Origin of the sequence: Methyloceanibacter sp. (assembly GCF_041573655.1) — a bacterium.
In the GTDB taxonomy this organism is placed as follows: Bacteria; Pseudomonadota; Alphaproteobacteria; order Rhizobiales; family Methyloligellaceae; genus Methyloceanibacter.
Window position 1 is genome coordinate 1 of sequence record NZ_JBFFQD010000018.1, and the last position, 25,775, is coordinate 25,775.

General features: G+C 62.1%; 23 protein-coding genes and 6 tRNA genes. 24 read left to right on the forward strand and 5 right to left on the reverse strand.

Annotated elements, in window-relative coordinates; genetic code table 11:
* Window positions 1–111: 111 nt before the first annotated feature.
* The 3 genes from rplM (at window position 112) to argC (ending at window position 2,230) form a co-directional block, all read left to right on the forward strand.
* Window positions 112–576, forward strand: coding sequence for a 50S ribosomal protein L13 (gene rplM, locus ABY454_RS06125; protein WP_372929303.1), 465 nt, complete (start codon window positions 112–114; stop codon window positions 574–576).
* Between the two features lie 23 nt (window positions 577–599).
* Window positions 600–1,070 (forward strand): 30S ribosomal protein S9, encoded by a 471-nt coding sequence (rpsI, locus tag ABY454_RS06130; RefSeq protein ID WP_372929344.1) that lies wholly within the window; start codon window positions 600–602, stop codon window positions 1,068–1,070.
* Between the two features lie 110 nt (window positions 1,071–1,180).
* Window positions 1,181–2,230 (forward strand): N-acetyl-gamma-glutamyl-phosphate reductase, encoded by a 1,050-nt coding sequence (gene argC, locus ABY454_RS06135; protein WP_372929304.1) that lies wholly within the window; start codon window positions 1,181–1,183, stop codon window positions 2,228–2,230.
* Window positions 2,231–2,237: 7 nt separating this feature from the next.
* Here argC and ABY454_RS06140 read toward each other — a convergent pair whose 3' ends face one another.
* Window positions 2,238–4,061, reverse strand: a complete 1,824-nt coding sequence (locus ABY454_RS06140; RefSeq protein WP_372929305.1) for a PHA/PHB synthase family protein — start codon at window positions 4,059–4,061, stop codon at window positions 2,238–2,240.
* 161 nt (window positions 4,062–4,222) lie between these two features.
* Between ABY454_RS06140 and ABY454_RS06145 the strand changes: the two genes are divergently transcribed.
* The 6 genes from ABY454_RS06145 (at window position 4,223) to ABY454_RS06170 (ending at window position 10,225) form a co-directional block, all read left to right on the forward strand.
* Window positions 4,223–4,459 (forward strand): hypothetical protein, encoded by a 237-nt coding sequence (locus ABY454_RS06145; protein WP_372929306.1) that lies wholly within the window; start codon window positions 4,223–4,225, stop codon window positions 4,457–4,459.
* A gap of 113 nt (window positions 4,460–4,572) precedes the next feature.
* Entirely contained in the window at window positions 4,573–5,805 is a 1,233-nt protein-coding gene (locus ABY454_RS06150) for an LL-diaminopimelate aminotransferase (RefSeq protein WP_372929307.1), read from the forward strand.
* Between the two features lie 9 nt (window positions 5,806–5,814).
* Window positions 5,815–7,134 carry a homoserine dehydrogenase gene (locus ABY454_RS06155; RefSeq protein WP_372929308.1) on the forward strand — a complete coding sequence of 440 codons (1,320 nt, stop codon included), beginning with the start codon at window positions 5,815–5,817 and terminating at the stop codon, window positions 7,132–7,134.
* A 49-nt stretch (window positions 7,135–7,183) separates the two neighbouring features.
* Window positions 7,184–8,179 (forward strand): class II fructose-bisphosphatase, encoded by a 996-nt coding sequence (gene glpX, locus ABY454_RS06160; RefSeq protein ID WP_372929309.1) that lies wholly within the window; start codon window positions 7,184–7,186, stop codon window positions 8,177–8,179.
* A 113-nt stretch (window positions 8,180–8,292) separates the two neighbouring features.
* Complete coding sequence (recJ, locus tag ABY454_RS06165; protein WP_372929310.1) at window positions 8,293–10,086, forward strand: single-stranded-DNA-specific exonuclease RecJ; 1,794 nt, start codon at window positions 8,293–8,295, stop codon at window positions 10,084–10,086.
* Window positions 10,087–10,150: 64 nt separating this feature from the next.
* Window positions 10,151–10,225: transfer RNA gene (locus ABY454_RS06170), tRNA-Glu, on the forward strand.
* Between the two features lie 25 nt (window positions 10,226–10,250).
* Here the strand turns inward: ABY454_RS06170 and ABY454_RS06175 are convergent.
* Complete coding sequence (locus ABY454_RS06175; RefSeq protein ID WP_372929311.1) at window positions 10,251–10,670, reverse strand: VOC family protein; 420 nt, start codon at window positions 10,668–10,670, stop codon at window positions 10,251–10,253.
* A gap of 464 nt (window positions 10,671–11,134) precedes the next feature.
* Between ABY454_RS06175 and ABY454_RS06180 the strand changes: the two genes are divergently transcribed.
* From ABY454_RS06180 to ABY454_RS06210, 7 genes are all read left to right on the forward strand, one after another.
* Complete coding sequence (locus ABY454_RS06180; protein ID WP_372929312.1) at window positions 11,135–11,707, forward strand: cold-shock protein; 573 nt, start codon at window positions 11,135–11,137, stop codon at window positions 11,705–11,707.
* 47 nt (window positions 11,708–11,754) lie between these two features.
* The gene (locus tag ABY454_RS06185; protein ID WP_372929313.1) at window positions 11,755–12,174 is read left to right on the forward strand and encodes a DUF192 domain-containing protein; all 420 of its coding nucleotides are present in this window, start codon (window positions 11,755–11,757) and stop codon (window positions 12,172–12,174) included.
* 122 nt (window positions 12,175–12,296) lie between these two features.
* Window positions 12,297–12,373: transfer RNA gene (locus tag ABY454_RS06190), tRNA-Pro, on the forward strand.
* A gap of 26 nt (window positions 12,374–12,399) precedes the next feature.
* A complete protein-coding gene (locus ABY454_RS06195) occupies window positions 12,400–12,705 on the forward strand; it encodes an ETC complex I subunit (protein ID WP_372929314.1) in 306 nt (101 codons plus the stop codon).
* Between the two features lie 34 nt (window positions 12,706–12,739).
* Window positions 12,740–12,816: transfer RNA gene (locus ABY454_RS06200), tRNA-Arg, on the forward strand.
* Between the two features lie 34 nt (window positions 12,817–12,850).
* Window positions 12,851–13,729, forward strand: coding sequence for an SMP-30/gluconolactonase/LRE family protein (locus tag ABY454_RS06205; RefSeq protein ID WP_372929315.1), 879 nt, complete (start codon window positions 12,851–12,853; stop codon window positions 13,727–13,729).
* A gap of 159 nt (window positions 13,730–13,888) precedes the next feature.
* Window positions 13,889–14,929 (forward strand): sodium:calcium antiporter, encoded by a 1,041-nt coding sequence (locus ABY454_RS06210; protein ID WP_372929316.1) that lies wholly within the window; start codon window positions 13,889–13,891, stop codon window positions 14,927–14,929.
* Between the two features lie 3 nt (window positions 14,930–14,932).
* Here ABY454_RS06210 and metC read toward each other — a convergent pair whose 3' ends face one another.
* From metC to ABY454_RS06225, 3 genes are read right to left on the reverse strand one after another with little or no spacing between them, the layout of a single operon-like run.
* On the reverse strand, window positions 14,933–16,108 hold the full coding sequence (gene metC / locus ABY454_RS06215) for a cystathionine beta-lyase (RefSeq protein WP_372929317.1): 1,176 nt from the start codon (window positions 16,106–16,108) through the stop codon (window positions 14,933–14,935).
* Window positions 16,109–16,141: 33 nt separating this feature from the next.
* Window positions 16,142–16,993: a 3-mercaptopyruvate sulfurtransferase gene (sseA, locus tag ABY454_RS06220; protein ID WP_372929318.1), complete on the reverse strand. Its 852-nt coding sequence runs from the start codon at window positions 16,991–16,993 to the stop codon at window positions 16,142–16,144.
* Between the two features lie 22 nt (window positions 16,994–17,015).
* A complete protein-coding gene (locus tag ABY454_RS06225; protein ID WP_372929319.1) occupies window positions 17,016–18,050 on the reverse strand; it encodes a cysteine synthase A in 1,035 nt (344 codons plus the stop codon).
* 244 nt (window positions 18,051–18,294) lie between these two features.
* Between ABY454_RS06225 and ABY454_RS06230 the strand changes: the two genes are divergently transcribed.
* The 8 genes from ABY454_RS06230 (at window position 18,295) to ABY454_RS06265 (ending at window position 25,769) form a co-directional block, all read left to right on the forward strand.
* Window positions 18,295–18,379 (forward strand) — tRNA-Leu (locus tag ABY454_RS06230).
* A gap of 93 nt (window positions 18,380–18,472) precedes the next feature.
* Window positions 18,473–19,840 (forward strand): trigger factor, encoded by a 1,368-nt coding sequence (gene tig, locus ABY454_RS06235; RefSeq protein WP_372929320.1) that lies wholly within the window; start codon window positions 18,473–18,475, stop codon window positions 19,838–19,840.
* Between the two features lie 133 nt (window positions 19,841–19,973).
* A complete protein-coding gene (locus ABY454_RS06240; RefSeq protein ID WP_372929345.1) occupies window positions 19,974–20,624 on the forward strand; it encodes an ATP-dependent Clp protease proteolytic subunit in 651 nt (216 codons plus the stop codon).
* 304 nt (window positions 20,625–20,928) lie between these two features.
* Window positions 20,929–22,194 carry an ATP-dependent Clp protease ATP-binding subunit ClpX gene (gene clpX / locus ABY454_RS06245; RefSeq protein WP_372929321.1) on the forward strand — a complete coding sequence of 422 codons (1,266 nt, stop codon included), beginning with the start codon at window positions 20,929–20,931 and terminating at the stop codon, window positions 22,192–22,194.
* 279 nt (window positions 22,195–22,473) lie between these two features.
* Window positions 22,474–24,903: an endopeptidase La gene (gene lon / locus ABY454_RS06250; RefSeq protein ID WP_372929322.1), complete on the forward strand. Its 2,430-nt coding sequence runs from the start codon at window positions 22,474–22,476 to the stop codon at window positions 24,901–24,903.
* A 201-nt stretch (window positions 24,904–25,104) separates the two neighbouring features.
* The gene (locus ABY454_RS06255) at window positions 25,105–25,380 is read left to right on the forward strand and encodes an HU family DNA-binding protein (protein WP_372929323.1); all 276 of its coding nucleotides are present in this window, start codon (window positions 25,105–25,107) and stop codon (window positions 25,378–25,380) included.
* A gap of 82 nt (window positions 25,381–25,462) precedes the next feature.
* Window positions 25,463–25,538: transfer RNA gene (locus tag ABY454_RS06260), tRNA-Val, on the forward strand.
* A 154-nt stretch (window positions 25,539–25,692) separates the two neighbouring features.
* Window positions 25,693–25,769 (forward strand) — tRNA-Asp (locus tag ABY454_RS06265).
* Window positions 25,770–25,775: the final 6 nt, after the last annotated feature.

Here is a 25,775-nt window from a genome sequence, read left to right on the forward strand (position 1 = left end):
ATACCACACACTTAGCGCACTGATTATGCACCGAAAACCCAATTCGCTTGACCACATCCCGCCCAGCCGTTAGAAGCGCCGATCTTTCGACCACCCGAAGTGATGCGAGCCATGAAAACCTTTTCCGCCACGCCCAAGGACATCGAGAAGTCCTGGGTCCTCATCGATGCTAGCGGCCTCGTGGTCGGCCGGCTTGCGGCGCTGATTGCCACGCGCCTGCGCGGCAAGCACAAGCCCGGCTACACACCGCACATGGATGACGGCGACAATATCATCGTCATCAACGCCTCCGATGTGGTCTTCACGGGCAACAAGCGCGCCAACAAGGAATACTTTTGGCACACCGGGTATCCGGGCGGCATCAAGAGCCGGACCGCCGAGAAGGTTCTAGAGAGCAAAAATCCTGAGCGCGTGCTTCAGAAGGCCGTGCAGCGCATGCTGCCCGACGGCCCGCTGGCGCGGAAGCAGCTCAAGAACTTGAAAGTCTATGCCGGCTCCGAGCATCCCCACGAGGCGCAGAACCCCGAGAAGCTCGACATCGCCGCCCTCAATTCGAAGAACGCAAGGAGCGCTTAAGAGCCATGAGCGAGACCACGACGCTGGAAGATCTGGCTCAACTGAAGGGCGAAGGCGAGGGCGATGCCCCGGCGCCGGAGCGTGTCTACGAAAAGAAGGTGGACGCGCAAGGTCGCGCCTATGCCACAGGTAAGCGCAAAGACGCCGTCGCGCGCGTCTGGGTCAAGCAGGGCCCGGGCAACATCATCGTGAACGGCAAGGACCACACGGCTTACTTCGCCCGTCCCGTGCTGCAGATGATTCTGAAGCAGCCGCTCGTTACCGCGGACCGCGAGGGCCAGATCGACATCGTCTGCACCGTATCGGGTGGTGGACTGTCGGGGCAGGCCGGCGCCGTGCGTCACGGCATCTCCAAGGCGCTGACTCATTTCGAGCCCGAACTGCGTAGCGTGCTCAAGAAGGCGGGCTTTCTCACTCGCGATGCGCGCACCGTCGAGCGTAAGAAGTACGGTAAGGCGAAGGCCCGACGAAGCTTCCAGTTCTCCAAGCGCTAGCGCTTGTCTCTGGAGGTTGCGGGAGGGGGCCGAACAGCCTTTATCTTCCGCACCGCGTCGAATTCCGCTAAGCCCGCATCCAACGCGGGACGTCTTCGTTAGGGTCGCACATGACCAGCAATCAGCCTATCCGGGCCGCCGTGCTCGGCGCCTCCGGTTACACCGGCGCCGATCTCATTCGGCTTGCCGCACGGCACCCGAATATTCAAATCACCGCGCTCATCGCCAAGGCCCATGCGGGCCAGCCGCTTGGCCAAGTCTTCCCGCATCTCGGTAGCCTCGATCTGCCCCAGCTCGTCACGTCGGACGAGGTGGATTGGGACAGCATCGACGTCGCGTTTTGCGGCCTGCCTCACGGCACGGCCCACGTCGAGATTGCCAAACTGCCGGAGCGCGTGAAGGTCATCGACATGTCCGCCGACTTTCGCTTGCGGGATCTGTCGACCTACGCCGAATGGTATGGCGGCGAACACGGCGCGCCTCAGTTGCTAAGCGATGCCGTCTATGGGCTCACCGAGCACTACCGCGACGAGATCGCGGGCGCCCGGATCGTGGCGTGTCCGGGTTGTTACCCGACCGCGGTGCTGCTCGCGCTCCTGCCGCTTGTGAAAGAGAAATTGATCGCCTCGGAAGGGATCATCATCGATGCCAAGTCCGGCGTGACTGGCGCAGGACGGTCCTTGAAACAGAACATTCTGTTCTCCGAAGCGGGCGAGGGGCTGTCGCCCTACGGGATCGGCAGCCATCGTCACGTGCCGGAAATCGAGCAGGAAATCGGCATGGCCGCCAACCAAGCGGTGATCGTGAACTTCACCCCGCATCTGGCGCCCATGGCGCGCGGCGAACTGTGCACCTGCTATGTGCAGCTGCCGAGCGGCACGACGGACGCCGATTTGCGCGGTGCCTTGCGGGACGCCTATGCGGCAAGCCCCTTCGTGCGGGTGATGGACGAGGGCGTGATCCCGGCCACGCAGCACGTGCGCGGGTCCAACTACTGCCATGTCGGCGTGTTTGCCGACCGCATCCCCGGCCGCGCCATCGTCGTCTCAGCGATAGACAACTTAGTGAAAGGCTCTGCGGGTCAGGCCTTGCAGAACTTCAACGTGATGCACGGCCTTGACGAGAGCACCGCGTTAGAGCAACTGCCGCTGTTTCCGTGAAGCCGGCTTAGTCGCGGTCCTTCACGAAAGACCCGGGCGCGTCCTCGATCGGCTTTAAGGCGCCGGCCGACGGATCGCGGGCCGGGATCTTTTCGCCGGATTGTCCGCTCAGCCATTCGGCCCAGTCGGGCCACCACGAGCCGGGGGCCTCGGCTGCCGTCTTGGTCCAGGCGTCGAACGTGTCAGCCGGCGTACCGGTCCAGTATTGGTACTTTTTCTTGGCCGGTGGATTGACCACGCCGGCGATATGGCCCGAGCCGGCCATCACATAGCGCACCGGTCCGCCGAACAGCTTGCTGCCACGATAGACCGACGTTGCCGGCGCGATGTGATCCTCTCGTGTGAACAACTCGTAGATCGGGATCTTCACCTTCGACAGGTCGAGCTTCACACCGCCGAGCTCCATTTCGCCCTTGCTCAAACGGTTCTGATGATAGAACTCGCGCAAGTAGAACGCGTGGTTCGCTGCCGGCAAACGCGTGGAGTCCGCGTTCCAATACAGCAGATCGAACGGGAAGGGCTTCTTTCCGAGCAGATAGTTGTTCACGATGTACGGCCAGATCAGGTCGCGCGGCCGCAGCATGTTGAACACGGCGGCCATGCGCGAGCCGTCGAGATAGCCTTGCTCGGCCATCATCTCCTCTAACGACTTGAGCTGTGCGTCGTCGATGAAGACGAGAAGGTCGCCCGCTTCGCTGAAGTCCACCTGCGCGGTGAGGAAAGTCGCGGTGGCGATACGGTCGTCGCCCTTCGCCGCAGCATAAGCAAGGGTCGATGCGAGCAGCGTGCCCCCGACGCAGTAGCCGAGCACATTCACATGGTGGAGCCCAAGCTGACGGTCCACCGCGTCAACGGCCGCCAGAATGCCTTCGGTCATGTAGTCCTCGAAGGTCTTCCGGGCGAGCGCCGCCTTGGGGTTCACCCACGAGATCATGAACACAGTGAAACCCTGGTCCACCGCGTACTTTACCAGCGACTTCTCCGGCTTGAGGTCGAGGATGTAATATTTGTTGATCCACGGCGGCGCCATAATCAGCGGCCGCTCATAGACTTGCTCGGTCGTCGGAGAATATTGGATGAGCTGAATAAGGTCGTTCTGGAACACGACCTTGCCGGGCGAGATGGCAATGTCGCGGCCGACCTCGAAGGCGGACAAGTCGGTCTGGCTGATGCGAAGCAAGTCCTTCGACTGTTCCAGATCCTCGGCGAAGTGCGTCATGCCTTGGACCAGGTTCTCCGCGTTGGACTGAAGCGTCGCGCGCACGACTTCCGGATTGGTGAAGGGATTGTTCGACGGCGACAGCGCAGCCAGCATCTGTTCCAAATAGAACAGCGCCTTCTTGCGAGTCTTGTCGTCGACGCCTTCGGTGTTCTTGGTGACGTCCTCGGCCCAGCGCGAGGTGATGAGGTAAGCCTGCTTCCAGAAATCGAAGAACTGGCTCTCCGACCACTCCGGATCCTTGAAGCGATTGTCGCCGGGCTCCGGCTCCGCCACCGGCTCAACCTCCTCGCCAAAGAAACGCCGCACGGACCGGCCCCACAGGTCGGCATAATTCTGGAATAGATCGCCTTGCGCGGCCGCCAGTTTGTTGGGGTTGGTAACCCAGGCGCCCGCGACTTCGCCGAGCGTCTTGGCGGCCTCGGTGACCTCGGAGGCCATGCTGTAGGGGCCACCATTATTCCCGTTCGTGCTGGAGCGCTCGGCCAGTGTCGAGAAGACTTTCGTGCCCTGATCGAATAGGCGGACCATATTCCGGGCAAATTCGTCCATTTGGGTCGTCTGGCTGTCGTCCGCTTCCGGCTTATCGGCGCCGTCCATTCGCTCCTGCATCAAAATGTCCCTGTCTTTGGCCCCAACTGACCATGCTCCCGCCTGTTTGCAGCTCGAAAACCTTGGGCAGGTTCCGCATAGTCACTCATTGTGCTATGCAATATAAGCTTCAGGCGATGCCTATCGCCAGGGGAAAGTCCACAAGAGCCAACATCTTACCGATGTTTCTGCGATCAGCGTATTGTCTGATGGTCCTACTGCCTGCGCTTCTGCTCGGCGGATGTGCCGGCAGCATGCCCGACACCAGCCGCCTGAAGCGGTTTACCGACGTGATCCGGGGCTATGACGAGACCCTGACCCCGGCGGAGAAAGAGGCCGCCATTTCGGAGCTCCAGAAGGACAAGGAGCGGCAGGACGAACAAACCGGAAAGAGCGAGGACGCTCCAAAAACCAACTAAAATCAAGGCGAAGGGTGCCGCTTGAAGGGTTCAACAGCTTGCCCGGAAGGTCCCTTTCGTGGTTCAACTGCAGACTCCCTGTTTGAGGAGCCCCAATCGGGGGCAAATCGCCCGTGCACAACGACTTTCATAGGATCAAGCGGCTGCCGCCGTACGTCTTTGAGAAGGTAAACCGGCTCAAGGCCGAAGCGCGCGCGCGTGGTGACGACATTATCGACTTCGGCATGGGCAATCCGGATATGCCGACGCCGCCGCACATCGTCGACAAGCTGGTTGAGACCTTGCGCGATCCGCGGACCAGCCGCTATTCGGCCTCCAAGGGGATCGGCGGTCTCCGCCGGGCCCAGGCCGCGTATTACGACCGCCGCTTCGGCGTGAAGCTCGATCCGGACACCCAAGTCGTGGTGACCCTGGGCTCCAAGGAAGGCTTCGCCAACATGGCGCAGGCCATTACCGCGCCTGGCGACGTGATCCTCGTGCCCAATCCGACCTATCCGATCCACGAGTTCGGTTTCATCATGTCGGGCGGAGTGATCCGGCACTTGCCCGCCAGCACGGATTCCCAATTCATGGTGTCGCTGGACAAGGCCGTGCGCCATTCGGTGCCGAAGCCGTCGGCGCTCGTGCTGAACTATCCGGCCAACCCGACCGCCGTGGTCGCCAATCGCAATTTCTACCGTGACGTCGTCGCCTACGCGAAACGCAACGACCTCATCGTGCTGTCCGATCTTGCTTATGCCGAGATCTATTTCGATGACGAGCCGCCGCCGTCGATCCTCGAAATCCCCGGTGCAATGGATATCGCCGTGGAGTTCACGTCCGTTTCCAAGACGTACTCCATGCCGGGTTGGCGCATCGGCTTCGCCGTCGGCAACGAGCGGCTGATCCAAGCGTTGACGCGCGTGAAGTCCTATCTGGACTATGGCGCCTTCACACCCATTCAGGTCGCAGCAACTGCGGCCCTCAACGGTGAGCAGGGGTGTGTGGACGAAGTGCGCGGCGTCTATCGCCGTCGCCGCGATTGCCTCGTGGACGCGCTCGCACGCGCCGGCTGGCCGATCCCGTCACCACCGGCCACGATGTTTGCCTGGGCGCCGATCCCCGACATGTTCGCGCATGTCGGTTCGCTTGAGTTCTCCAAGCTGCTTCTGGAGAAGGCCTCCGTCGCGGTCTCACCCGGCGTCGGCTTTGGTGAATACGGCGAAGGCTATGTGCGCATCGCGCTTGTGGAGAACGAGCAGCGTATTCGCCAGGCCGCGCGCAATATTCGTAAGTTCCTCACTGAGTCAGCGAATTCGCTGCACAACGTCATTCCCATCGCCTCTAAGGCACAACGGACTTTCTGATCTTTCCCGATGGCGGATCGTTTGAAGCTTGGACTGGCCGGTATCGGTACTGTCGGCGGAGGTCTCTTGCGGCTTTTGGAGGCGCGCGAGGCCGTTCTCGACGCGCGCGCGAGCCGTCCCATCGAAGTCGTGGCGGTTTCGGCGCGGAGCAGACGCAAGAAACGTAGCGTCGATCTTTCGGGTGTGCGTTTCGTGGCCGATCCCGTGGCGCTTGCGACCGATCCTGAAATCGACGTCTTCGTCGAGCTGATCGGCGGAGAGGAGGGCGTCGCCAAGGACGCCGTCGAGGCCGCGCTACGCGCCGGCAAACATGTGGTCACCGCCAACAAAGCATTGCTTGCCCATCACGGGGCCGCTTTGGCTGCCCTTGCCGAGAAGCACGGCGCGGCACTGAACTTCGAGGCGGCCGTCGCCGGCGGCATTCCCGTTGTCAAGGTGATCCGCGAGGGGCTCCAAGGCAACGACATCACCCGCGTCTACGGCATACTGAACGGCACCTGCAATTACATCCTGACGCGCATGGAGCGCGACGGACGCAGCTTCGCCGATGTGCTGAAGGAGGCACAAGAGCAAGGCTATGCGGAGGCCGATCCGACCTTCGACATTGGCGGCTTCGACACCGCGCACAAGTTGGCTCTTCTGACGAGCCTCGCTTTCAGCACACGCACCAAGTTCGATGCGGTCTATGTTGAGGGGATCGAGACCATTACACCGGCGGACATCGAAGCCGCCGACGATCTTGGCTACCGCATCAAACTTCTGGGTGTTGCGCTCCGCACCGACAGCGGCATCGAACAGCGCGTGCATCCGACCATGGTGCCGAAGGACACGGCCATCGCCAATGTCGACGGCGTCTCCAATTGCGTGGCCATCGATGGGGACTACGTCGGCGACGTCATGCTGATAGGCCCTGGCGCGGGCGGCGGTCCGACAGCCTCGGCGGTGATGAGCGACATTATCGATATTGCCCGCGGCGGCATCCTGCCCACCTTCGGCATCAAGGCGAAGCACTTAAGGCCGTACAAGAAGGCGCAAATGCGCGCCCATGAAGGTGGCTACTACATCCGGCTTTCGGTCTACGACCGTTCCGGCGCGTTCGCCGCGATCGCGCAGCGCATGGCCACGCATGGGATTTCGCTGGAGAGCATCGTCCAGCGCCGCCCGGAGGCCGACCCGGGCCGCAAAGGACGGCGTGGCAGAGACAAAGCCACCGTGGTCATGGTCACCCATGAGACGACGGAGGCCGCAGTGCGTAAGGCATTGGCCGCCATCGAGCGGGACGGCCATGTGGATGCCAAGCCGCAGATGATCCGTATCGAAAAGTTGTGATAGGGAGTCTCTAAGACGTCTGTACGGACGGACCCGCGAGTGAGGGAGCATGGACGTGCCAGACCAAACGGCAAGGAGCGAACTCGACCGCGCGCTCGCGCTCGATATTGTTCGCGTTACCGAGGCAACCGCTGTCGCCGCCGCCCGCTGGCGCGGCCGGGGTGACGAGGCCGCCGCCGACGAGGCCGCGGCCACCACCATGTACCGGGCCATCGCGCGGCTCCCGATCGAAGGCGTGGTCGTCGTGGGCGAGGGCGAGGAGAGCGAGTCGCCCATCCTCTATATTGGAGAGACGCTCGGCGCCGCCTCGGAAACGGACGTCAAGGTGGACCTTGCCGTCGATCCCATCGAAGGCACGACGCTGTGCGCCAAGGCCCTGCCGAATTCCATGTCGGTCTTCGCGGTGGCCGAGCGCGGGCACTTTCTCAAAGTGCCGGCCATCTACATGGACAAGGTCGCCATCGGCCCCGGCTACCCGGATGGACTGATCAATCTCAATGTCGGCCCCACGGAGAACCTCAAAGCCTTCGCCGATGCCAAAGGCGTTCCCGTCAACGAACTCAGCGTGTGCATCCTCGACCGTCCGCGTCATGGCCAGTTGATTGAAGAGGTGCGGAACGCCGGAGCGGCGTTGCGGTTGATCGGCGACGGTGACATCGCGGGCGTCATCCATGTGAGCGATCCGGTAGAGACGGGGATCGACATGTATATGGGCACGGGTGGCGCGCCAGAAGGCGTGCTCGCTGCCGCGGCCCTGGCCTGCATGGGCGGTCAGATGCAAGGACGCCTGATCGCCTCGAACGCCGAGCAGCAGGCGAGGGCGCGCGCCTCCGGGATCACCAACCTCGATAGGACATACGCGATTGCTGACATGGTCTCCGGCGATTTGAGCTTCGCCGCCACGGGCATCACCAATGGTTCGCTTCTTGGCGGCGTGCGTTTCACCAAGGAGGCGATCCTGACCCAGAGCGTGGTCATGCGCGCCTCCACGCACACGATCCGCTGGATCAAGACCACGCATGCCGACGTCTCGAAGTTCGACTGACGGGAGAACGGGGGCCCCGCGCGAATCGGCTACACTTTTCGATCCTCTAAGATCGCAATCAGTGGGTAGCGTGCGTGACGGCAGCTCTCAAAACTGACGCCAAGAACGAACCAATGGATGACGCACACGTCTTGCTGGGCGTGGAACGGTCCGCCACGGGACAGCGCTGGGTTGAGCGCCTAAAGGCCGGCCGCGAGCATACCGCCACAGCCATCGCACAAGCCGAAGACCTGCCAGAGCTGCTCGGCCGGGTGCTCGCTGCGCGCGGTGCCGAGCCCCAGACGACGAGGCACTTTCTGGACCCGTCGCTGCGCACGCTTCTGCCGGACCCTTCGCGTCTACAGGATATGGAGCGGGCGGCGCAGAGGTTCGCGCGCGCCATCACCGAGGGTGAGCCGATCGCCGTGTTCGGCGACTATGACGTGGACGGCGCGGGTTCCGTGGCGCTTGTCGAGCGCTTCCTACGCGCCCATGAACAGTCCTGCCTCGCCTACATCCCGGATCGCCTAACAGAGGGCTACGGACCCTCACCGGAGGCGCTGAGGGGGCTTGTGGAGGAGGGGGCGAAGCTCATCGTCACCGTGGACTGCGGGACGACCTCCGCGGGCGCCATTTCGGCAGCCAATACGGTGGGGGCGGAGGTCATCGTGATCGACCATCACCAGGCCGACGAAGACCTGCCGCCCGCCTACGCCGTGGTGAACCCGAACCGCCAGGACGATCTCTCAGGCCAAGGTCATCTCGCCGCCGCGGGCGTGGTGTTCTTATTCCTGGTCGCAACCGCCGGGGTCCTGCGGCGCGAGGGCTTTTATGCCGGCCGCACTGAGCCGGATCTGCTCGGTCTTCTGGACCTCGTCGCCCTCGCCACGGTTTGCGACGTGGTGCCGCTGAAGGACGCGAACCGCGCCTTCGTCGCCAAGGGGCTCCAGGTCTTAAGGCTCCGGCACAATGCCGGCTTGCGCGCGCTCGCCGATACCGCGCGGCTCGACGAGGCGCCCTCGACGTATAGTCTCGGCTTCATCTTGGGCCCGCGCATCAACGCCGGCGGACGCATCGGCGCATCGGGGCTGGGCGCGCGGTTGCTCGCAACCGAAGACGACGTCGAGGCACGCGCCATCGCCGCCAAGCTTGAAGCGCTGAACGCCGAGCGCAAATCCATCGAAGACCGCATGCTCGAAGAGGCATTCGTCCGCGCCGAAACCGTGATCGACGCATCGCCCGATGCACCCCTGATCTTCCTTGGCGCTGCCGACTGGCACAAAGGGCTCGTTGGGCTCGTGGCGGGACGCATCGCGCAGCGCCTTCACCGGCCCGCCTTCATCATGGGGCACGAGCCTGATGGTACGGCGACGGGATCGGCACGGTCGGTGGGCTCCGTCGATCTCGGGGAAGCGGTCCGTGCCGCCGTGCAGGAGGGACTTCTGATTAAGGGCGGCGGCCACACCATGGCAGCAGGGTTTTCGCTCGCGCTTGCCAAGGAAGACGCCGTCCGCACCTTCTTGGAGGAGCGCCTGGCCGGGCCGGTGGCGGAAGCCCGCGCGGTGCGGTCGCTGGCAATCGACGGCGCGCTGTCTGCCCGCGGTGCCACGCTTCATCTGATCGATCTGTTGGACCGGGCCGGACCCTATGGCATGGGGCACCCGAGACCGCGCTTCGCCTTTCCGTCCCATCGCATCATGCGGCTGCGGCCGATCGGCGAGAACCACATGCGCTTTACGCTTCAGGCGCCCGACGGCGGCCGTCTGGACGCGGTCGCCTTCCGGGTCGCCGGCACCCCGCTCGGGGATCTCCTGGCCGCGTCAGACGGCGCAACCCTTCACGTCGCCGGGCATTTGAAGCGCTCGGTCTGGCAGGGACGGGAAAGCGTGGAGCTGATGGTCGAGGACGCGGCTCCGTGCCTCGGGTGAGGGCAGGCGCCTCATTCTTGCGGGAAGCGGCAAAGCTTTCTATATGACGGTGCTCAAGCGGTACGCTCCCTTCGTCTAATGGTTAGGACGCCAGGTTTTCAACCTGGAAACAGGGGTTCAATTCCCCTAGGGAGTGCCACTTCTTCTCGGCGCACCGCGCCCGCCTACCACTTCCCGGTATTTTCCATCGACGCCCAGGGCTCTTGCTTGGGTTTCGGTGCGCCCTTCTGCAGCAACTCGATCGAGACATTGTCGGGCGAGCGGATGAAGGCCATGTAGCCGTCCCGCGGCGGGCGGTTGATCGTCACGCCGTTCTTCATCAGGTGGTCGCAGGTCGCGTAGATGTCGTCGACCTCGTAAGCCAGGTGGCCGAAGTTGCGGCCCTCGCCATACTCTTCCGAATCCCAGTTATAGGTGAGCTCAACTTGGGCATCCTCATCGCCGGGGGCTGCCAGAAAGATCAGGGTGAAGCGGCCTTGCTCGTTCTCCATCCGCTTGACTTCCTTCAGGCCGAGCTTGTTGCAGTAAAAGTCGAGCGACTTATCGACATCGGCAACGCGCACCATTGTGTGCAGATACTTCATCGGGAACGTCTCCTCGCAGATGGGTTTAAGGTCTTGGCCCGACCCTAATGCGGAGCGCGCAAGCCTGGCAAGCCGCGCTAACCGGCTCGAATACGGCTCGAATACAAAATTTTCCTGGCGAATGTTGCCGCGCGTCCACAGCATCGCGCGAATCTGAGTGGAAGTGGAGATTTGTTCGCTGCCGTAAACATTTGCAGTGCTGTCACCGAGATTTCATGCCTTTGACACGAAATTTCGAACGCACCTGCAACATCGAAGAGTTTCTCTTGCCGATCAGACGTTTGAGCGACACATCATGCCTTCGTGATGAGGCTCGGCTGCGTCTGTGGAGAAGCGTTTGCGTGTTGGAAAATTCCACTAGCCACCGAAACGCGCAATGCTATGTTCAAAGTCAGAGTGTTTCAGTCGATTCGTTGTGAGGCGTACGAATTGGCTGATGAAAGTTAAGCGGGGGGAATGCGGCAATGGGGGCGAAAGAATCGCCACATCTTGAGGAACACGCCCAACGCGACGAAGAAGCCACAGTCGATGTGTTCGAGGTTTCAGGGTCGATCAAGTGGTTCGACGCGTCCAAGGGTTATGGCTTTATTGTTCCGGACGAAGACCTTCCCGACGTACTTTTGCATGTGACATGTCTCAGGCGAGACGGCCACCAGACAGCCTACGAGGGCGCGCGGGTGGTTTGCGAAGTACTGCGCCGCCCGAAGGGCTTGCAGGCCTTTCGGATTCTCGAGATCGACGATTCCACGGCGATCCATCCGTCCCAACTCCCGCAACGCACCCATGTGGTCGTCATTCCCGAAAGCGATTGGGAACGCGCCATGGTGAAATGGTTCAACCGTCTGCGCGGTTTCGGCTTCCTGACACGCGGTCCGTCTACGCTCGACATCTTCGTGCACATGGAGACCTTGCGGCGTTGCGGCTTTACCGAACTGAGGCCCGGCCAGTCGCTGCTTGTGCGCTACGGCCGCGGTCCGAAGGGGCTGATGGCGGCGGAGCTCAAGCCCGACGGCGCCGGCGGCCCGTCCTCACACTGACACCCTCATCTTTTGCATCTTTTGCGCTTCTCTGGGTCATGATGCTCGTGACCGTTCATCCCGTCATGTCCGCGGGCGCGGCCGACACCGGCACGCTCGTCCTGAAAACCGATAGCGGCGATCATACCTATACGGTCGAGGTGGCGACGACCCCGGGCGAGCAGGCGAAGGGACTCATGTTCCGCCGCTCGCTGCCCCCGTCGCACGGCATGATCTTCCTCTACGACCCACCGCGGAAGATCGGCATGTGGATGCGCAACACCTACATCCCCCTCGACATGGTCTTCATCGACGCCGACAACCGCGTGCACCGTATCGCGGCCCATACCGAGCCCTTCTCCACCGATATCATCCCCTCCGGCGGGGCCGTGGCGGCGGTGCTGGAACTCAATGCGGGCCAGGCCGACCAGATCGGCCTCAAGCCGGGCGATGAGGTGGTCTATCCGGGCTTGGCCGGCGCCCCGTGAGCTGCTGGCCACCGATCACGCAGGCTTAACGCCTTTGGCCTAGCCTCCGCTCGCCGAGACAACTATGTATGAGAGCACACGACCGATCCTGTCTTGCCAGGGTCACCAGCCGATGTTTGTTTCGGGGCATAGCGCAGTCTGGTAGCGCACCTGCTTTGGGAGCAGGGGGTCGCAAGTTCGAATCTTGCTGCCCCGACCAACTCGGAAATGAGAGGGAAACGCGACATGGCGGCCCGCATTTACAAGCCGGCGCAAAATGTCATGCAGCAGGGCAAGGGCGCCTCGGCGGATTGGGTCCTGGAGTACCTGCCGGCAAAGCGGCGGGTGATCGAGCCGCTGATGGGCTGGACAAGTTCGGCGGATACGAGACGGCAAGTCCGCATCAACTTCGCCACGAAGGACGAGGCGGTCGCCTTCGCCAAGAAGAATGGCATTGCCTTCCGGCTCGAGGAGCCGCCGGCGACGAAGCTCCGGCCGAAATCCTACGCTTGGAACTTCAAGTACGGCCGCCCCGACCGCTGGACGCACTGAACACGCTGTTTCGCGTTATACTGACGCCAATCGTGGTCCCGTAGCTCAACCGGATAGAGCACCTGCCTTCTAAGCAGGGGGTTGCAGGTTCGAGTCCTGCCGGGACCGCCATTTCGGAAACGAACGAACCTTCAGTGGGGATTTCATGCGTTTGCTTGTCGCTCTCTTCACCATCGTCTTTGCCAACACGGCGCTTGCGGCAGCGCCCGAACTCTTATGGGAGGCCAAGGGCCTGGCGAGACCGGAGTCGGTCGCCTACGACCCGGTCACCGATGTCCTCTACGTGACCAACATCAACGGTCCGGTGATGCAGAAAGACGACAACGGCTTTATCTCGAGGCTGAAGCCGGACGGGACTGTGCTCGAGCGGGCCTGGGTGAAGGGCTTGCATTCGCCGACCGGCATCGCGCTGCGCGACCGCACCCTCTACGTCGCCGATGTCGACCAGCTTGTTGAGATCAGCGCGGCCTCCGGCGCCGTCACCAAACGTCACAAGGCCAAGAACGCCATCTTCCTCAACGCCGTGACGATCGCCGATGACGGCACGGTCTATGTCTCCGACACGCCGATGAACACGATCTGGCGCCTCAAGGACGGCGTGTTCGAGCCTTGGCTCGTCAATGACGATTTGAATGGACCGAACGGCCTTCTCGTCGAGGGGGACAGATTGATCGTGGCCTCGTTCGGCAGGATGCCGAGCGAAGGGCAGACCCAAGAGCCCGCCGGCCTGCTCACCGTCAACCTGGAGGACCAGGCCATCGCGCCCTTAGGCAAGGGCACGCCGGTCGGAAATCTCGACGGTCTCAAAGCGTACCCGCCGGGGGCCTACATCGCCACGGACTGGGCCGCAGGCGCGCTCTACAAGATCGACAAGAAGGGCAAGGCCACCAAATTGATCGATCTCAATCAGGGCAGCGCGGACCTGGCCTATTTTCCTGAAACCGGCACGGTGCTGATCCCGATGATGCTGGACAACACACTGGCCGCCTACCGCTTGAGCAAACCCGCCGCCAAGACCAAATAACCTTTTGGGCCTGACGCGGCCCTAACCCCTGGCGAAACGGCCCAACTTGCCGTATCTCCGCGCGGGGGTAGGGTCCGGCATACGCCGGCCCGCAGAGATTGGACGGCGCGCTGTCAGAGGAGTTCTGCCTAGCATGGGAATGTCAGCTTGATCGCGGGATTGGCGCAGCTTCCAATCGCCTTCAACTTGGCGCTCTTCGCCCTGGCCGCGGCCGGGGTGTGGTTCGCAGGCAGCCGGCTGGCGATCTACGCGGACGCCATCGCCGACCGCAAGCGGATCGGGCATGCCTTTATGGGTCTTGTCTTCGTGGCCGCCGCCACCTCGCTCCCGGAAATGGTGACTACGATCTATGGCGCCCTGTCGGGCGAGGCCCTGCTCGTGCTCGGCAACATGTTTGGCGGGATCAGCATGCAGACGGCGATCCTCGTCCTCGCCGACCTCTGCGTCGCCCGGGCGGCACTGACTTCTTACCCTCGCGGCCCCAACTCCGCGCTCGAAGCCACGCTCCTTATTGCGCTGCTGGCGATGCTGCTCGGACTACATGCGGTCGGCGAATTCGCACTGCCGTTCGGGTTCGGCTTCGGCACGCTTCTTCTGGGCGTAACCTATGTCGGCATCGTGTGGATGCTGCGCGAGTACGACAAGAATGACACCTGGGTCCCGGTCGAGGTGCCTGAGACTGAAAAGCATCTCGTTGGCGAGATCGCGCCGAAGGAGCTCGATCGGACGCCGTTCCCCTCGCTGGTGTGGGGTTTTGCACTGCTCAGCCTCACCATTCTCATCTGCGCGCTGGTGCTGACGTCGAGCGCCGCGGCCATCGCGGAACAAACGGGCCTCAAGTCCAGCTTCGTTGGCGTCACCTTACTTGCCACCGCCACCTCGTTGCCCGAAGTGAGCACGACACTTGCCGCGGTGCGCATCGGAGCGCACTCCATGGCGATCTCCAATATCTTCGGCAGCAATCTTCTGATGGTGGCGCTCGTCCTGCCGGCGGACCTTTTCTATGTCGGCGACCCGATCCTCGGTGTCATGGATCAGGCGACGGCGTTCGCGCTCGTGTCCGGCATCCTGGTGACCAGCATCTATCTGGCCGGACTTTTGATGCGCAACAAACGCCAAATCTTCGGCATGGGAGTCGACTCTGCGCTCGTGCTGCTCGTCTACCTGATGACGCTCGGCGTGTTTTATCACTTCAGCTAAGCGTCAGCTGTTCGCCGCCAATCGCGCAAAGCCCGCCTCAAGATCCGCTTTGAGGTCGTCGATATGTTCCAGGCCCGCATGGAGCCGTAATGCGGGGCCCTTCGCATCCCAGGTCGTCACGGACCGGTAACGCCTAGGGTCAAATGGCAAAATCAGGCTCTCATAGCCGCCCCAGGAATAGCCCATGCCGAACAGTTCCAGGTCGTCGAGCATGGCCGCGAGAGCGTCCCGCGACGTCGGTTTCAGCACGATTGAAAACAGTCCCGACGCGCCGGTGAAATCGCGTTGCCATAGAGCGTAACCGGGATCGTTGGGGCGCGCCGGGTGCAACACGCGGTCCACCTCGGGGTGTGCGGCGAGCCAGTCGGCAAGCGCCAGTCCCGTCTGCTGGTGACGCTCCAGCCGCACATGCAACGACCGTAAGCCGCGCAAGGCGAGATAAACGTCCTCGGGCCCGGGGCATAAACCCAGCTCGTCATGGGTCTTGGCGACGCGCGCCGTTGTTGCGGCGTTCGTGGTGATGACGCCGAGCATCGCGTCCGCATGGCCGACAATGTACTTGGTCGCCGCGTGGATCGACACGTCGACGCCATGCGCGAAAGGCTTGAAGTAGAGCGGCGTCGCCCAGGTGTTGTCCATGACAACAACGACGCCGCGTGCGTGCGCAGCATCCGCAATCGCCGGAATGTCCTGCATCTCGAAAGTCTGCGAACCGGGCGACTCGGTGAACACGAGCTTCGTCTTGTCGGTAATCAGATCCGCGATGCCGGCACCGATACACGGATCGTAATACGTGGTGCTGACGCCGAGCCGCTTCAGCACGTTGTCGCAGAAACGCCGCGTCGGCCGGTAGACACTATCGGCAACCAGAATGTGATCGCCGCTTGAGGCAAAGGCGAGCAGCACCGTGGAGATCGCCGAGAGCCCCGACGGCGTGAGCAGCGTGGCATCGCCGCCCTCAAGCTCGATGAGCGCGCTTTGCAACGCCTCGACCGTCGGCGTGCCGAGCCGGCCATAGCTGAAGTCCTGCGCGTCCTTCTCGATGCACTCAAGCGTCGGGTAGAGCACCGTCGAGCCGCGATAGACAGGCGTGTTGACGAAGCCGTCAAAGCGCGCCGGATCGCGGCCGGCATGGGCCAAGGTCGTGTGCTGCTTTCTTGGCCGTTTCGTTTTGCTCATAGGAGCCCTCGGCCGCTGGGAAAGGGTGCGGCGCTAGCCGGTCTCAATGGGAAGGCTCTCATTGGCGCCCCATTCAGCCCAGGAGCCGTCATAGACCGAAGTCCTCAAATGACCGGTCTCCGCCAGCGCCAAGGCCAACACGCAAGCGGTGATCCCCGAGCCGCAGGTGGTGACCGCGGGCGTATGCGGATCGACGCCTGCCGCCTCGAACAGACTATGCAATTCGTCGCGCGACTTGAGTGTGCCGTCCGCATTGAGCACGGACTTGTACGGCACGTTGTGCGCGCCCGGCATATGACCGGCGCGCAAACCCTCGCGCGGCTCAGGCGACGTGCCGGCAAAGCGCTCAGCCGAACGCGCGTCCAAAATCGTCGCCGACTTGTCCTTGATCGCCGTCTTCATGTCATCGACGTCGCGGACGAGATCGAGATTATGCCGCGCCGTGAAATGGCGCGTAGTGCGCTGTGCGGGCTCGCTCATCATCAGCGGCCGCCCCTCGGCCTTCCATTTCGGCAGGCCGCCGTTCAAAACGCTGACATCCTCGGCGCCCATGACGCGAAACATCCACCACACACGCGGCGCGGAGAAGATGCCTTGGCGGTCGTACACCACGATGCGCTGACCGTCGCCAATCCCCATGGTGCGCATGCGCGAGGAGAACTTCTCCGGCGACGGCAGCATGTGCGACGAGGCGGCGTTCGTATCCGAAATCTCATCGATGTCGAAAAACACCGCGCCGGGAATGTGCTCGGCGAGATATTCCTCACGCGCATTCTTGCCTTCGTTCGGCATGAACCAAGTGGCGTCGATGATGACAAAATCAGGTGCATCGAGCTCGCGCTCGAGCTCGTCGGTCTCAATCAGCCATGAAGTCTTCGTCGTCAAATTCTTGTCTCCAATTCTCGGCTCAGACGAATGCGCTCGGCGCTGGGGGCCGGGGCTGGTCCAGCCACTGCGGTACCGGCAGGCCCTTTTCGCGCAAGAAGTCTGGGTTGAACAGTCTGCTTTGATAGCGCGTGCCGTAATCGCAAAGCACCGTGACGATGGTGTGGCCTGGGCCCATCTGTTTGGCGAGGCGGATCGCGCCGGCGACATTGATGCCGCTCGACCCGCCGAGGCACAGGCCCTCGTGTTGCAGCAGGTCGAAGACGATCGGCAGCGCCTCCGCGTCCGGAATCTGAAACGCCTCGTCGACCTTGGCGCCTTCCAGATTGGCGGTGATGCGCCCCTGGCCGATGCCTTCGGTGATGGAACTACCTTCGGACTTCAGCTCGCCATGAGCGTAGAAATTGTAGAGCGCCGCGCCATTGGGATCGGCGAGCCCGATGACCACGTCGCGATTGTGCTCCTTCAGCCCCATGGAGACGCCTGCCAGCGTACCGCCGGTGCCGACCGCGCAGATGAAGCCGTCGACCTTGCCGTCCAGGTCACGCCAGATCTCTTGTGCCGTCGTCTGGATGTGACCGTTCCGATTGGCGACGTTGTCGAACTGGTTTGCCCAGATCGCGCCGTTCGGCTCAGTCTTGGCCAGTTCCTCGGCGAGCCGGCCTGAATATTTCACGTAGTTGTTGTCGTTCCGGTAGGGGACCGCGGGCACTTCGATCAGCTGGGCCCCGGTGAGCCTCAACATGTCCTTCTTCTCGTCCGACTGGGTCTCGGGGATGACGATCACCGTTTTCAGCCCCAGCGCGTTGCCCACAAGCGCGAGCCCGATGCCCGTATTGCCGGCCGTGCCTTCGACCACCGTGCCGCCGGGCTTGAGCAAGCCCTTATCCAGCGCATCGCGGATGATGAACAGCGCGGCGCGGTCCTTGACCGACTGGCCCGGGTTCATGAACTCGGCCTTGCCGAGAATCGTGCAACCCGTCTCCTCGGACGCAGCCTTCAGCTTGATGAGCGGCGTATTGCCGATCGCCTCGATAATTCCGTCTCGGTAACTCACGGGGAAAGCCCTTGGATTCGGGTGCGATCTGCAACCTACTGAGGGCGGCAAGGCCTCGCAAGTCGCCTAAATTGCGTGAAATCAGCCAAGCCGGGCATGCCGTTCTACGGCCCATGGCCTTTGCGGGTATGGACCGGCGTCAGGCCGCCCGCGTTACATGGACCCGCGGGCTAGCGGCCCGGGAGGGCGCTGTGTATATAGAGCCGCACGATGCGGCCGGCGCGGGGCGTATTCGATCCTGAACGCGGGCGTGGTGGAACTGGTAGACACGCCAGATTTAGGTTCTGGTGGCTTCGGCCGTGGGGGTTCAACTCCCTCCGCCCGCACCAACCAACCTTGTTGGATCCCAACGTCGTTGGATGGTTCTTCTGGAAATTGATGTGCCGCCCGCCGGGCTGGCGAAGAAGGTGGATTGAGACGGTATGAACGTCACAGAGACAAATACAGACGGCCTGCGCCGTGAGTTGAAAGTCGTCGTCGGTGCTGACGAGCTGGAGAAGCGCCTCTCGTCGCGACTGGAGGAACTCCAGGGCAAGGCCCAGATCAAGGGCTTCCGGCCGGGCCATGTGCCGAAGGAACACTTGCGCAAGATCTATGGCCGCTCGGTGATGGCTGAGGTCGTGCAACAGACCGTCGACGAGACGACCCGCGAGGCCTTGTCCCAGCGTGAGGAGCGTCCGGCGTTCCGGCCCAATGTCGCGCTGACCGAGGACAAGGACGAGATCGAGAAGATCTTTGCCGGTACCGGCGACCTTTCTTACACGCTGTCCTTCGAGGTTCTGCCCAAGGTGCAACTCGGCGACATGTCCGAGCTCACCCTAGAGCGGCCCGTCACCCCGGTGACCGATGAGGACATCGACAAGTCCGTCGAGAAGATCCTGGCGACCAACCCGACCTTCAAGCCGAAGAAGGGCGCCGCCAAGACCGGCGACCGGGTGACCATCGACTTCGTCGGCAAGCTGAACGGCGAGACCTTCGAGGGCGGCACCGCCAAGGACGCGCCCATCGTGTTGGGGGCCGGGGGCTTCATCCCTGGCTTCGAAGAGGGTCTCACCGGGACGAAGGCCGGAGACGAGAAGGTCGTCGATGCGACATTCCCGGACGCGTATGGGGAGCCCAAGCTTGCCGGTAAGGCCGTCAAGTTCGAGGTGACGGTGAAGGAAGTGGCCGCACCGGAAACCCCGACCCTCGATGACGACTTCGCCAAAAGCCTTGGCGTGGAGTCGGTTGCGCAGCTGCGCGAGGCGGTGAAGGGGCGCATGGATGAGGACCGGAACCTGGCCTCACGCCTCAAGGTCAAGCGCGCGCTGCTCGATGCGCTCAATGAGAGCCATAAGTTCGAGTTGCCGCCGACGCTAGTCGATAACGAATTCAAGGCGATATGGGAGCAGGTTACCAAGGACTTCGAGCAGTCAAAGAAGACCTTCGAGGACGAGGGGACCACGGAAAAGAAGGCGGAGAAAGAGTATCGCAACATCGCCGAACGGCGTGTGCGCCTGGGGCTTCTGCTGTCCGAGATCGGATCGACCAACGAGATCACCGTGAGCGACGAGGAGCTCAACAAAGCGCTGCTGGAGCGCATCCGGCAGTTCCCGGGGCAGGAGCGGGAGGTCTACGACTTCTACCGCAACACGCCGGAGGCTTTGGCCGAGATCAGGGCGCCCCTCTACGAGGACAAGGTCGTGGATTACATCCTTGAGCTGGCCAAGGTGACCGACAAGGAGGTCAGCATGGAGGAACTCTATGCCGACGCGGATGGCGGACATCACCACGATCACAGCCATGGCTGAGGTCCCGGAGGCTTGCTAACCGAGGCGGAGGGTGCCCCTTCCGTTTCAGGCGCCGACGCCATATGTAGGAACCACGCTTACGATTCGGCGGTTTACTAAAAAGCTGGCCCTTTAGCCCTAAGCACAGGACATGATGAGCAATCTGGTCGAGACACACATGAACACGCTTGTTCCCATGGTGGTCGAGCAGACCAACCGCGGTGAGCGCGCTTACGACATCTATTCGCGCCTGTTGAAGGAGCGGATCATCTTCGTGACCGGCGTCATCGAGGATCACATGGCCTCGCTCGTCACGGCACAGCTCCTCTTCTTGGAGGCAGACAACCCCAAGAAGGAAATCTCGATGTACATCAATTCGCCAGGTGGCGTGGTGACGTCGGGCATGGCGATCTATGACACCATGCAGTTCGTCCGCCCGCCGGTGGCAACACTGTGCATCGGCCAAGCGGCGTCCATGGCCTCGCTGCTGCTCTGCGCCGGCGAGAAGGGCATGCGCTACGTCCTGCCCAACGCGCGCGTCATGCTGCATCAGCCCTCCGGCGGCTTTCAGGGCCAAGCCAGCGATATCGAGCGGCATGCCGAGGACATCATCAAGATGAAGCGCCGACTGAATGAAGCCTACGTCCATCACACCGGTCAGGACTACGACACCATTGAGAGAACGCTGGATCGTGATTACTTCATGTCTGCCGAGGACTCCCGGAAATTTGGCCTGGTTGACGAGGTGATTTCCAGGCGGCAAGCCTCCGAGGGCAAGTCGGATAGCGCTCCGTCGTCGTCCTAAGGACCCGAAACATCGACGCTATTGGCGCCCATTAGGACTAACCCGCGAATTGCCACGATAGGCCCTTGCTGCGGCCATAAGTGACATGTTCCCTAGGCCTCAAATTCATTGGGAAAAGCCTCTTTCAGGGGGATTCGCCGGATTAATCAATCCTTGATCAGTGCCGCCTTAGCATGCTCAGATTGTGCGTCGGGCAACCTTCCAAGAGGAGTCGCTCACACTTGCGAGGCGGTATCGAGACGACGCGAAAGCGGGGCCATAGCCCCCAGCGCCAAGCACGAACCAAGAAGAATCGGATGATGGAATGAGCAAGGTGAGCGGAACAGATTCAAAAAATACCCTGTACTGCTCTTTCTGCGGCAAGAGTCAGCACGAGGTTCGCAAGCTTATTGCCGGCCCGACCGTGTTCATCTGCGATGAATGCGTTGAGCTCTGCATGGATATTATTCGCGAGGAGAACAAGAGCTCTCTCGTGAAGTCTAGGGACGGCGTTCCGACCCCTGTGGAGATTTGCCAGGTTCTTGACGACTATGTCATCGGCCAGGGTTACGCCAAGCGCGTGCTCTCGGTCGCCGTGCACAACCACTACAAGCGGCTCAATCACTCCGGCAAGAACGCGGACGTCGAGCTCGCCAAGTCGAACATTCTTCTGATCGGGCCCACGGGTTGCGGCAAGACATTGCTCGCCCAGACGCTGGCCCGCATCCTCGACGTGCCCTTCACCATGGCGGACGCCACGACGCTGACGGAAGCCGGCTATGTGGGCGAAGACGTCGAGAACATCATCTTGAAGTTGCTGCAGGCCGCCGACTACAACGTCGAGCGGGCCCAGCGCGGCATCGTCTATATCGACGAGGTCGACAAGATCAGCCGCAAGTCGGACAACCCGTCCATCACGCGCGACGTGTCGGGCGAGGGCGTCCAGCAGGCGCTCCTCAAGATCATGGAAGGCACGGTTGCTTCCGTGCCCCCGCAAGGCGGGCGCAAGCATCCGCAGCAAGAGTTCCTGCAGGTCGACACCACGAACATTCTGTTCGTGTGCGGCGGCGCGTTTGCCGGCTTGGAGAAGATCATCTCCGCGCGCGGCCGGTCCACTTCGATCGGCTTCGGCGCCAAGGTGGAGACCGTGGACGAGCGGCGCACCGGCGATATCCTGCGCGGTATCGAACCCGAGGATCTTTTGAAGTTCGGCCTGATCCCAGAATTTATCGGCCGTGTGCCTGTCATCGCCACGCTCGACGATCTGGACGAGGAAGCGCTGATCCGCATCCTCACCGAGCCGAAGAACGCGCTCGTGCGTCAGTATCAGCGTCTGTTCGAGATGGAAGACGTGCAGCTCTCCTTCGCCGAGGAGGCATTGCGCACGATCTCCAAGAAGGCCATCGAGCGCAAGACGGGCGCGCGCGGCCTCCGCTCCATCATGGAAGGCATCCTGCTCGACACCATGTTCGAGCTGCCCAGCATGCGTGGCGTGGAAGAGGTCGTCATCAGCGCCGAGGTCGTGGAGGGCAAGGCACGGCCCTTGCGCATCTACTCCGAACGGCATGAGGAAGTCGGCACCAGCGCCTGACTTTAAGGCCGTTAGCCATTCGTTCTTGAAGACGGCCGCGAATCCCACTCAAATTCGGGCATTCGCGCCTTATCCGCGCGTGGGTTTGAGGCCACTTGACGGCTCCCCGGCCGGTCGCCACTTTCAGGTTCAGGCGAGCCAACTTGACGCAGTGCCCAGTGGGGCGTTTGCCGGGAGAATGCACGCTAAAGGCGGTCCTTGGGGGAGGAGAGCTGAGACAGTAGCTTCGCGGAACGGCACTCGGTCCGCCCAAAAGACGAAGAAAGCGACGGCACCACAATGACTGACACAGACCCGTCCGTGACCATCGAGGATGCACCGGAGCTTTATCCGGTGCTGCCTCTGCGCGACATCGTGGTTTTCCCCTACATGATCGTGCCGCTCTTCGTCGGACGCGAGAAGTCGATCGCCGCCCTGGAAGAGGTCATGCGCACCGACAAGCAGATCCTGCTGGTCGCGCAGAAGAATGCCTCGGACGACGAGCCGAACGCCGACGCCATCTACGAAATGGGTACGCTTGCCTCGGTCCTGCAGCTTCTGAAGCTGCCCGACGGCACGGTGAAAGTGCTTGTCGAAGGCATGCGCCGGGCCACCATCGCCCGCTACACCGAAAACGAGAACTATTTCGAAGCCGAGATTGCGCCAATCGAGGAAAGCCTCGGCTCGGAGGACGAGATCGAGGCGCTTGCCCGCTCGGTCGTGTCGCAGTTCGAGAGCTATGTGAAGCTCAACAAGAAGATCTCGCCGGAGGTACTCGGCACCGCGAGCCAGATCGAGGACTATTCGAAGCTGGCCGATACCATTGCCAGCCATCTCGCCATCAAGATCGCCGAGAAGCAGCAGATCTTGGAGGTCACGTCGGTCTCCGAGCGGTTGGAGCGTGTCTTCACGCTCATGGAGAGCGAGATTTCCGTCCTTCAGGTCGAGCGCAAGATCAGGAGCCGCGTGAAGCGTCAGATGGAGAAGACGCAGCGCGAGTACTACCTGAACGAGCAGATGAAGGCGATCCAGAAGGAGCTTGGCGACAGCGAGGAAGGCCGGGACGACCTGGCCGAGCTCGAGCACAAGATCGAGAAGACCAAGCTCTCGAAGGAAGCGCGTGAAAAGGCCATGGGCGAGCTGAAGAAGCTGCGCCAGATGAGCCCCATGTCGGCCGAAGCCACGGTCGTGCGCAACTACCTCGATTGGCTGCTGTCGATCCCGTGGGGCGTGAAGGGCAAGGTCAAACGCGACCTGGACGACGCCCAGAAGATCCTGGACGAGGACCACTTTGGCCTGGAGAAGGTCAAGGACCGCATCGTCGAATATCTCGCCGTCCAGAACCGCACCAACATGCTGAAAGGCCCGATCCTGTGCCTGGTCGGTCCGCCCGGCGTGGGCAAAACCTCGCTCGGCAAGTCGATCGCAAGATCCACGGGCCGCGAGTTCGTGCGCATGAGCCTTGGCGGCGTGCGTGACGAGTCTGAAATCCGCGGTCACCGCCGCACCTATATCGGCTCATTGCCGGGCAAGGTGATCCAGTCCATGCGGAAGGCCAAGAAGGTCAATCCGCTGTTCCTGCTCGATGAGATCGACAAGATGGGCGCCGATTTTCGCGGCGACCCAGCCTCGGCTCTGCTCGAGGTCCTGGATCCGGAGCAGAACCACACCTTCAACGACCACTATCTCGAAGTGGACTACGACCTGTCCAACGTGATGTTCGTGACCACGGCCAACACGCTGAACATTCCGCCGGCCCTGATGGACCGCATGGAGATCATCCGCATCGCCGGCTACACCGAAGACGAGAAGGTGGAGATCGCCCGGCGGCATCTAATCCCCGAGCAGATCAAGAACCATGGTCTAGAGGACGAAGAGTTCTCGCTGGATGACGGGGCCTTGAAGGAGGTCATTCGCCGCTATACGCGCGAGGCCGGCGTCCGCAGTCTTGAGCGCGAGATCGCCAAGCTCTCACGTAAATCGGTGAAGGAGCTCCTGACCACGGAGAACAAGTCGGTCAATGTCACGATCGACAATCTCGCCGACTATCTTGGCGTGCCGAAATACCGCTACGGCGAGGCCGAGCTGGAGGACCAGGTCGGTGTCGTCACCGGTCTCGCTTGGACCGAAGTCGGCGGCGAGATCCTGACCGTCGAAGGCGTGATGATGCCGGGCAAGGGCAAGATGACCGTCACCGGCAATTTGCGCGATGTCATGAAAGAATCGATTCAGGCCGCAAATGCCTATGTGCGGTCCCGGGCCGTGGATTTCGGCATCGAGCCGCCTTTATTCGAGAAGCGGGATATCCACGTTCACGTGCCCGAAGGAGCCACCCCGAAGGACGGCCCGTCCGCGGGCGTCGCCATGGCTACCGCCATCATCTCGCTGATGACCGGAATTCCGGTCAAGCGGGACGTCGCCATGACGGGCGAGATCACCTTGCGCGGCCGGGTCCTGCCCATTGGCGGGCTCAAGGAGAAGCTGCTCGCAGCCCTCCGCGCCGGCATCAAGACCGTGATTATCCCTGAGGAAAACGTCAAGGATCTCGCGGAGATACCCGATTCGCTTAAGAATGCACTTGAAATCAGCCCCGTCTCGCGTGTGGAGGAGGTGCTGAAGCTCGCCTTCACGCGGGCGCCCCAACCCATCGTCTGGGAAGAAGAGGGCGAAGGGTCTGCGCAGGTCGTCCCGTCCGAGGACAAGTCCGGCTCCGGATTGACCGCACACTAGAGCTGTGCACTTGCGTCTCCTGCCGCGGATTTGCCGCAATCCAGGAGTCCGCCCTTATGCACTGAGTCGCCCAAAATTGTTGATTTTCCGCAGTTTTTGCGCGAGTCATACATGACTTGTTTGTGAATCGGAGCGTACCAAAGCGGCCTTGAGGGTTAAGTGACGCCCTGCGATCGGGGCCAAGCGAAAGGATGGAGACCCGTGAACAAAGCTGAGCTGGTCGCCCATGTGGCGAAAGAATCCGAATTGTCGAAGGACGCCGCCGAGAAAGCTGTCGACGCGACGTTCAAGAACATCGAGAAAGCCTTGAGCGGCGGTGACACCGTTCGCATTGTCGGCTTCGGAAATTTCCAGGTCGCGGATCGTAAGGCGTCCATTGGTCGCAATCCGCGCACCGGCGAAGCGGTCCAAATTCCGGCCTCCCGCGTGCCGAAGTTCCGCGCTGGCAAGGCGCTCAAAGAGGCTGTGAACGCGTAAACACGGATTACGCGATTTCTGAGGATTTCCTGGCGAGGCCTCGCCCTTTGCGTGAGGCTTCGCCTTTCTTATTTGAAGGTGAGGGCGGTTAGCTCAGTTGGTAGAGCGCCACGTTTACACCGTGGATGTCGGCAGTTCGAGCCTGTCACCGCCCACCATTCTCGCCATGCATGACGCTAACGGTTGGTCCCAGGTCAACCTGCACGCGCCGCAACGTCCCATCCTCGTGTCTTCGCTAGGCTCGCCTTGACTTGGGGAATCCCAGGCCGTACATGCTGAAGATCGCCTCTGGCCGTGGTTGACGGCCCGGTAGGGGGTGTAGCTCAGTTGGTTAGAGCGCCGGCCTGTCACGCCGGAGGCCGCGGGTTCGAGTCCCGTCACTCCCGCCATTTTGG

Coding starts and splice junctions, on each gene's coding strand:
- rplM (WP_372929303.1), top strand. CDS start 112: ATGAAAACCTTTTCCGCCACGCCCAAGGACATCGAGAAGTCCTGGGTC.
- argC (WP_372929304.1), top strand. CDS start 1,181: ATGACCAGCAATCAGCCTATCCGGGCCGCCGTGCTCGGCGCCTCCGGT.
- ABY454_RS06140 (WP_372929305.1), bottom strand. CDS start 4,061: ATGCAGGAGCGAATGGACGGCGCCGATAAGCCGGAAGCGGACGACAGC.
- ABY454_RS06145 (WP_372929306.1), top strand. CDS start 4,223: ATGTTTCTGCGATCAGCGTATTGTCTGATGGTCCTACTGCCTGCGCTT.
- ABY454_RS06155 (WP_372929308.1), top strand. CDS start 5,815: ATGGCGGATCGTTTGAAGCTTGGACTGGCCGGTATCGGTACTGTCGGC.
- glpX (WP_372929309.1), top strand. CDS start 7,184: ATGGACGTGCCAGACCAAACGGCAAGGAGCGAACTCGACCGCGCGCTC.
- recJ (WP_372929310.1), top strand. CDS start 8,293: ATGGATGACGCACACGTCTTGCTGGGCGTGGAACGGTCCGCCACGGGA.
- ABY454_RS06175 (WP_372929311.1), bottom strand. CDS start 10,670: ATGAAGTATCTGCACACAATGGTGCGCGTTGCCGATGTCGATAAGTCG.
- ABY454_RS06180 (WP_372929312.1), top strand. CDS start 11,135: ATGGGGGCGAAAGAATCGCCACATCTTGAGGAACACGCCCAACGCGAC.
- ABY454_RS06195 (WP_372929314.1), top strand. CDS start 12,400: ATGGCGGCCCGCATTTACAAGCCGGCGCAAAATGTCATGCAGCAGGGC.
- ABY454_RS06205 (WP_372929315.1), top strand. CDS start 12,851: ATGCGTTTGCTTGTCGCTCTCTTCACCATCGTCTTTGCCAACACGGCG.
- metC (WP_372929317.1), bottom strand. CDS start 16,108: ATGAGCAAAACGAAACGGCCAAGAAAGCAGCACACGACCTTGGCCCAT.
- tig (WP_372929320.1), top strand. CDS start 18,473: ATGAACGTCACAGAGACAAATACAGACGGCCTGCGCCGTGAGTTGAAA.
- ABY454_RS06240 (WP_372929345.1), top strand. CDS start 19,974: ATGAGCAATCTGGTCGAGACACACATGAACACGCTTGTTCCCATGGTG.
- clpX (WP_372929321.1), top strand. CDS start 20,929: ATGAGCAAGGTGAGCGGAACAGATTCAAAAAATACCCTGTACTGCTCT.
- lon (WP_372929322.1), top strand. CDS start 22,474: ATGACTGACACAGACCCGTCCGTGACCATCGAGGATGCACCGGAGCTT.